General features: G+C 62.0%; 1 pseudogene. It reads right to left on the bottom strand.

What is annotated here, in order from left to right:
* Positions 1-425 precede the first annotated feature (425 nt).
* Positions 426-7824 (bottom strand): annotated as a pseudogene (gene sypB / locus KBY08_RS22165) (syringopeptin non-ribosomal peptide synthetase SypB); the annotation flags it as partial.

Here is a 7824-nt window from a genome sequence, read left to right as displayed (position 1 = left end):
CGAGTAACCTGCTGTTTATCATTTCGGAGAGGGTCGACGACTCTGGAGCACGGAGTCGCAAACAGTGTTTCGCACGATAAAAACGGAGGGGCTTCGAAACTCGAAGACAGAGCGGGGTCCGGGCGCAGGTATGATGAGAGCCGCAGCAACAAAGGGCTGCGGTCCTTCGATACACACACGAAACTTCCCGTTCGCCGTGCTTCCCACACGCCGCAAAAATTAGAGCATCCATGGGCGACTGTCTGTCGTGGGAAGCTGGGACAAGACTTGAGCGTGACGTCGACGCAGCGATACAGGGGCGTTCAGTCAAACGGATACGGACTGGAAGGTTGCGAACCGACCTTGAGAGGAGGTCTTGAGAAGGGCTTCAAGGTAAAAGGCAACCGTCCGACCGATTACCGATCGGCCGGGCGGTTGCCGTGGTTTCAGATACGGCGTTTGCGATTGAGCATCGGGATTTTCGTCTGTGGCACCTCCACCCGCTTGACCTGCCCCACCGAGGCCGCCACCTGAAGAAGCGTCGGATGACCGAACAGCACTCGCACGTCAGCTTCCAGATCCGCCTGACGCATGCGTTCGATCAGGGTCACCGCCAACAATGAATGCCCGCCCAGTTCGAAGAAATGGTCATGACGCCCGACCTTTTCGACATTGAGCAGCTCCGCCCATAGCGCTGCCAGCTTGATCTCCACCTCACCCACCGGGGCTTCGTAGGCTCGCGAGGCAAATGCGCTGCTGTCCGGTACTGGCAGGGCATTGCGGTCGAGCTTGCCGTTCGGCGTCAACGGCAACGCATCAAGCGGCATATACGCGGCCGGCAGCATGTAGTCCGGCAGCAGCCCTTGCAAGTGCGTGCGCAGACTTCCGCTATCCGTTATCACTGCCGGGTCGGTCGGTGTGAAATACGCCACCAGACGGATTTCGCCCGGCACGTCTTCACGAGCCATGACCACCGCTTCGTGTACCGCTGGGTGTTTGGCCAGACACGCATCGATCTCGCCCAGTTCGATACGAAAACCTCGGATCTTCACCTGATCGTCGTTGCGCCCCAGGTATTCGATATTGCCATCCGGCAAGTAGCGCCCCAGGTCGCCGGTGCGGTACATCCGCGCCCCCGGTGTGAGGCTGAACGGGTCCGTGAGGAAGCGTTCGGCGGTCAGATCATCGCGGTTCAGATAACCGCGGGCTACACCGGCCCCGCCAATATAGATTTCACCTGGCACGCCGCGTGGAACGAGCTGTTGCTGCTCGTCCAGCAGGTAGAACCGGGTGTTGCCCACCGGCCTGCCGATATGCGCAGCGAAGCCGTCTTCGCGATCCATGGCGACCCAGCTTGAGTAGGTGGTGGTTTCAGACGGTCCGTAAAGGTTGCACAGCCGCTGCACGCCGGTTTTTTCGAACAGGTTTTCCACCAGGCTGCGCTTGAGCGCTTCGCCGGCGACGTTTACGGTGTGGACCGACTCTGGCAAACCGTCGATTTCCAGCAGCGCTTTCAGCGCTGACGGCACGGTGTTGACCAGGCCGATATCGTGTTCGCCGTGTTGCAGTTCAAGGACGTTTTTCACCACGTTGATGCTGCCACCCGACGTCAGCGGCGCGAAGCATTCGTAGACTGCGAGGTCGAAGTTCAGCGAGGTGGAGAACAACGTCCTTTCCAGTGCCGAACCGTTGAAAGCATGGTGGGCCCAGGTCAGAAAGTTAACAGTGTTACGGTGCTCGATCATCACGCCTTTCGGCAAGCCGGTCGAACCGGAGGTGTAGATCAGGTACGCCAGATGTGCCGAGCTCAGGCCCTCGACGTCTGGATTCTGTACCGGCTCGTCTTGCCAGGCGCTCTGATCATCAAGGTCGATGGCCTGCACCGAAACGCCTGCCAGCAAATGCCGGGTCGCCGCCTGGACCAGCACCGCCGCTGGCGCGCTGTCCTGCAGGATGTACGAAATCCGCTCCGCCGGATAGGCCGGATCCAGCGGTACATAACCACCCCCCGCCTTGAGAATCGCCAGCAAGCCGACGACCATTTGCGCGCCGCGTTCAACGCAGATCCCGACGCGAGAATCCGGCTGAACGCCCTGCTTGCGCAAGGCATTCGCCAAGCGGTTGGCCTGCTCGTTAAGCTCGCGATACGTAATGCGCTGCTCGCCGTGGATCACTGCCAGCGCTTGCGGAGTACGCTGCACCTGCGCTTCGAACAGCCCATGGATGGTCTGCTCATGCGGATAATCCAGCTCGGTAGCGTTCAGGCCATGCACCAGATGCTCATGCTCTGTTGCCGGCAGAACCGACAAACCGGCCAACGGCACTTCGCCGGACTGTTCCAGCGCGCTGACTAGATTTTCCAGCGCAGTCTGCACATAGGCGCAGACGCGTTGTGCGTCGATGCAGGCAATGGCCTGGACCGTCAGGCTGAAGCCGACACTGTCATCGTTTACTGAAAGGGTCAGCGGATAGTTGGTGCGTTCCTCGCCGTGCAGGTTGTCGATGCCCTGCCAGGCATCGAACGTCTGCTGATTGACCTCGGCGGCGACATGCCGGTAGTTGAGCAAGGCACTGAAAAGTGGCGTCGAAGCGGGTACACCACTGCAACGTTGGGCCAGTACCAGCGAGGCGTGTTCATGGGCCAGCAGCCCGCTGAGTCGTGCGTGAGTGGCTTTCAGACCACTGCGCACGCCCTGCTCGCCCAGCGTGACCCGCAGCGGCAAGGTATTGATGAACATTCCCAGCGCCCGGTCGGACCCGGCGCCGCCTTGCAGGCGACCGAGCAACACGGTGCCGAACACAACGTCCTCTTTGCCCGATACCGCACCCAGCACACGGGCCCAGGCCAGGTGATACAGGCTGGCGGAGCTGACCCCGAGTTGGCGGGCCTGCACGCGCAGGCGTCGGCTCAGGTCGATATCGAGCGACTGGCGCGCTTCCTCGATACCGCGACCATCGCCCTGCACGTCCTGCAGACCGAACGGCAGCGTCGGTTCATGGATGTCACCCAGCATGTCGCGGAAAAATGCTTCGTGTTCCTCGCGGCTGACACCAAGCATGGCCTGGGCCACGTAGTTGCGATAAGGCACGGACGGCGGCAGCGAGGCTTGCTGACCGAGCATGTGCGCCTCGATTTCACTGCTCAGAATGCGCAGCGAGGTGGCATCGTCGACCAGGTGATGGAACAGCAGCATGCCCAGCCAGCGATTGTTCGCCGCGTCCTGTGCATAGCCGATGCGCAGCATCGGCGCCTGACGGATGTCCAGCCGCGTGTTACGCGGGTCCAGGCGCTTGAGCAACTGTTCGGCGATGTCGCCATCGGCCGGGTCCAGCAGCTGTTCATCCAGGCACAGTGGGGCTTCACGCCAGACCACTTGCACCGCTGCATCGAGGCGCTCCCAAAGCACCGCGGTGCGCAGGATATCGTGCCGCGCTATGACACCTTGCAGCGCCTGGGCGAAACTGTGCAGACGCTCGAGGCTGTCAAAGGCAAACAGTGCGTATTGCAGGTATGGATCACCCTCGGCCGCGGCAAGGTGGTGATACAAAATCCCCTCCTGCAACGGCGCCAGCGCGTAGATGTCCTGCACGTTGGCCAGACCGCCGGGCACGCTGGACACCACACGGTCGATGTCTTCCTGGCTCAGTGAGACCAGTGGCAGCATGTCGGGGGTGATGCGCTCGCAGTTGGCGGGAATAAGGTTGGCGGGTACCTCGACGGCCTCCTTGCCGCCCACCGCTGCCGCCAGGGCAGACAGGGTCGGCTGGCTGAACAGCACGCGCACGTCGGCAACCAGATCGATCTGGCGCATGCGCTCGATCAATTTCACGGCCAGCAGCGAGTGACCGCCCAGTTCAAAGAAGTGATCATGCCGACCGACCTGCTCCAGTTGCAGCAGGTCTTGCCAGATCCGCGCAATGGCCATCTCGGTGTCGCCCTCGGGCGCTTCGTAGCCACGACTGGCCAGCGCCGAGCGGTCGGGCGCTGGCAGGGCTTTGCGGTCGAGTTTGCCGTTGGTGGTCAGCGGTAGTGCATTGAGCTGCACGTAGGCTGCCGGCACCATGTACTGCGGCAATGTCTCTTGCAAATGCTCGCGCAGGGTTTCGATGTCCAGCAGGCTTTCCGGGTGCAGCGTCGTGACATAGGCCACCAGACGCTTGTCTCCGGGCACGTCCTCACGACACAACACAACGGCATCGCGGACGTCAGGATATTCAGCCAGACGCGCTTCGATTTCACCCAGCTCGATGCGGAAGCCGCGAATCTTGACCTGTTCGTCGTTACGCCCCAGGTACTCCAGGGTGCCGTCGGCCAGCCAGCGCCCCAGGTCGCCGGTGCGATACAGGCGCGTGCCCGGCACCGTACTGAACGGGTTATCTAGAAAACGCTCGGCCGTCAGTGCCTCACGGTTCAGGTAGCCGCGCGCCACACCGGCCCCGCCCACGTACAGCTCGCCGACTACGCCGACCGGTACCGGTTCGCCACAGGTATCGAGCAGATAAAGCTGCAGGTCCGGGATACGCGTGCCGATCGGGCTGGCGCCGACGCGCTGGGCATCTTCAGGCTGCAATGGGTAATAGGTCACATGCACGGTCGTTTCGGTGATGCCGTACATGTTTACCAACTGTGTAGCAGCATTCACGTTGCGGGCGTACCACGGCTTGAGCATCGCTGTTTCCAGCGCTTCACCGCCGAAAATCACCTGGCGCAGCGAATGCGCCTGCTCGTTCTCGCCCTGGGCAGTAATCAGTTGACGGAACGCACTCGGCGTCTGGTTGAGCACCGTCACTGCGGTGCTGCACAGCAGGGTGTAGAAGTCTTCGGGTGAACGGCTGACCAGCTGCGGCACAATCAGCAGACGTCCGCCATGCAGCAACGCGCCCCAGATTTCCCAGACCGAAAAGTCGAAGGCGAACGAGTGGAACAGCGCCCACACGTCCTGTTCATTGAAACCGAACCAGTCTTCGGTGGCCGAGAACAGCCTTGCAACGTTGCGATGCTCGACCATCACGCCTTTGGGCAGGCCAGTGGAGCCGGAGGTGTAGATCACGTAGGCCAGGTCGTCGGGCTTGACCGAAATCTGCGGATTGTCGACGGATTCGTCCTGCAAACCGGCATCGTCGAGATAGATCACCGGCACTTGCGACACCGGCAACGCTTGCTGCACTGACTGCTGGCTCAATAATGCCACCGGTGTGCTGTCACCGAGGGTGTAGGCCAGGCGCTCAGGGGGATAAGCCGGGTCCAGTGGCACGTAACCAGCGCCGGATTTGAGGATGCCCAGCAAGCCGATAATCATCGCCGGGTCACGTTCCACGCAGATCGCCACGCGATCATCCGGGCGCACACCCAACGCCAGCAAGCGATGAGCGACCTGGTTGGCACGTGCGTTGAGCTCGCCGTAGCTCAGGGTCTGCGCTTCGAACACCAGTGCTACGGCGTCCGGCCGTTCTGCGGCATGGGCTTCGAACTGCTGGTGGATCGGTGTGTCATTCGCGTAGTGCTGGCCAGGCTCGTTCCACTGTTCGAGCAACTGGGTACGCTCTTTGCGCGGCAGTATCGAAATGGCGTGCAGTGGAGTTTGCGGCGCCTGTTCCAGTGCATCGACCAGACTGTTCAGGGTTTGCTGCATATAGGCGCAGATCCGTGCGGCCTCGATCAGAGGCACAGTCTGGACCGTCAACAGGAAGTCTTCGCTCTGGTCATCGACGTTCAGGGTCAGCGGATAGTTGGTGCGTTCTTCATCGCCCAGCGATTGCATGCCATTCCAGGCCGTCAGCGCCTCATCGGTCACGGCAACGCTGCTGTGGCGATAGTTGAGCAAGGCGCTGAACAACGGCGCCGGTGCGACCACGCCGCTGCAACGCTGGGCCAGTGCCAGCGAGGCGTGCTCATGGCCGAGTAACGCGGTCAGTTTGTCATGCACCTCCCTGACACTTTCACAGACACTGCGACTGCCCAGCGTCACACGCAGCGGCAAGGTGTTGATAAACATCCCCAGCGCCCGATCGGCGCCGTCGCCGCCTTGCATCCGGCCCAGCAGCACGGTGCCGAACACTACGTCGTCACGGCCCGAGACCTGACCCAGCAATCGCGCCCAGGCCAGGTGGACCAGGCTCGCGGCACTCACTCCCAGTTGACGGGCCTGGACCCGCAAGCGGCGGCTGAGGTCTGCACCTACCGCCAGTTGGTCCTCTTCGATGCCATGGCCGTCACCGTGCACCTGCTGCAAACCGAACGGCAGCGTCGGCTCGTCGACGTCGCCCAGCATGTCGCTGAAGAATACTTCATGCTCGTCCTGGCTCACGCCCAGTCGTGCCTGGGCGACATAGTTGCGATACGGAACCGCCGCGCCCAGTTGCGCCTCCTGCCCCAGCAGGCTGGCCTGCATCTCGTAGCGCACCACGTCCAGCGTGGTGTGGTCCATGACCAGGTGATGGAACTGCAGCAACGCCAGCCAGCGCTGGTTTGGCTCGTCCCAGGCATGAATCAAACGCATCATCGGCGCCTGACGAATGTCCAGGCGATGGTGCCTGGCGTCGAAACGCTGGTGCAACTGTGCCGCCATGTCGCTACCGTGCGGGTCGGCATCGAAGCTTTCGCGCGTCAGCAACGCCTGACGCCAGACCACTTGCATCGGTTCGTCCAGGCCCTCCCAGACCAGTGCGGTGCGCAGGATGTCATGACGCTGGATCACGAACTGCAAGGCGCGGGCAAAATCGTCGACATGTTCCTGGCTGTCGAAGCTGAACAGCGATTGCAGTAAATACGGATCACCGCGTTCAGCGCTGAGGTGGTGATAGAGGATACCTTCCTGCAGCGGCGCCAGCGGGTAGATGTCCTGCACGTTGGCGACGCCACCGGGTACCGTGGCAACGATCCGGTCGATGGCGACCTGATCGAGGTTTGCCAGCGGCACCATGTCCGGTGTAATCCGCTGACAGTCCGCTGTAATGCCATTGGCCGGGACGTGAATTTCACGACCGCTACCCACCGCCGCCGCCAGTGCGGCCAGGGTCGGCTGACTGAACAGCGCACGCACGTCGGCACTCAGGCCGACCTGACGCATACGCTCGATGAGCATCACCGCCAGCAGCGAATGGCCGCCCAGTTCGAAGAAGTGATCATACCGACCGACCCGTTCGACCGTCAGTACGTCCGCCCAGATCGCTGCCAGCAGGGTCTCGACTTCGCCTTGCGGGGCTTCATAACCACGATTGATCAGCGATTGCGCATCCGGCGCCGGCAGCGCCTTGCGATCGAGCTTGCCGTTGGCAGTCAGCGGCAGCGCATCGAGCTGCACGTAGGCTGCCGGCACCATGTAGTCCGGCAACGTGCCTTGCAGGTGGTTGCGCAGGTGTTCGATGTCGACAGGCTGCTGCGCTGTGACATAAGCCACCAGACGCTTGTCGCCGGGCACATCCTGACGGCACAGCACCACGGCTTCACGAACAGCGGCGTGTTCGGCCAGGCGCGCTTCGATTTCACCCAGTTCAACGCGGAAACCGCGGATTTTGACCTGATCGTCGTTGCGACCCAGGTACTCCAGATTGCCGTCGGCGCGCCAGCGAACCAGGTCGCCCGTGCGGTACATCAGCGCATCGATCTGTTCACTGAACGGATCGACGACAAACTGCGTAGCGCTCAACTCATCCCGATTCAAATAGCCCTTGGCAACGCCCTGCCCGCCGATATACAGCTCGCCGGGTACGCCCAACGGCACTGGCTGGCCTTGGCTGTCGAGCACATACAGACGAGTGTTGCCCACCGGTTTGCCGATAGGGATCGAGCCATTGTCGACCGACACAATCTCGTAGGTGGCGGAGAATGTCGTGGCTTCTGTC

It is taken from the genome of Pseudomonas sp. P135 (assembly GCF_020312125.1).
GTDB classification, from domain to species: domain Bacteria; phylum Pseudomonadota; class Gammaproteobacteria; order Pseudomonadales; family Pseudomonadaceae; genus Aquipseudomonas; species Aquipseudomonas fragariae.
The sequence above is the reverse complement of the archived record's forward strand: the minus strand, read 5'-3'. Positions and strand labels throughout refer to the sequence as shown.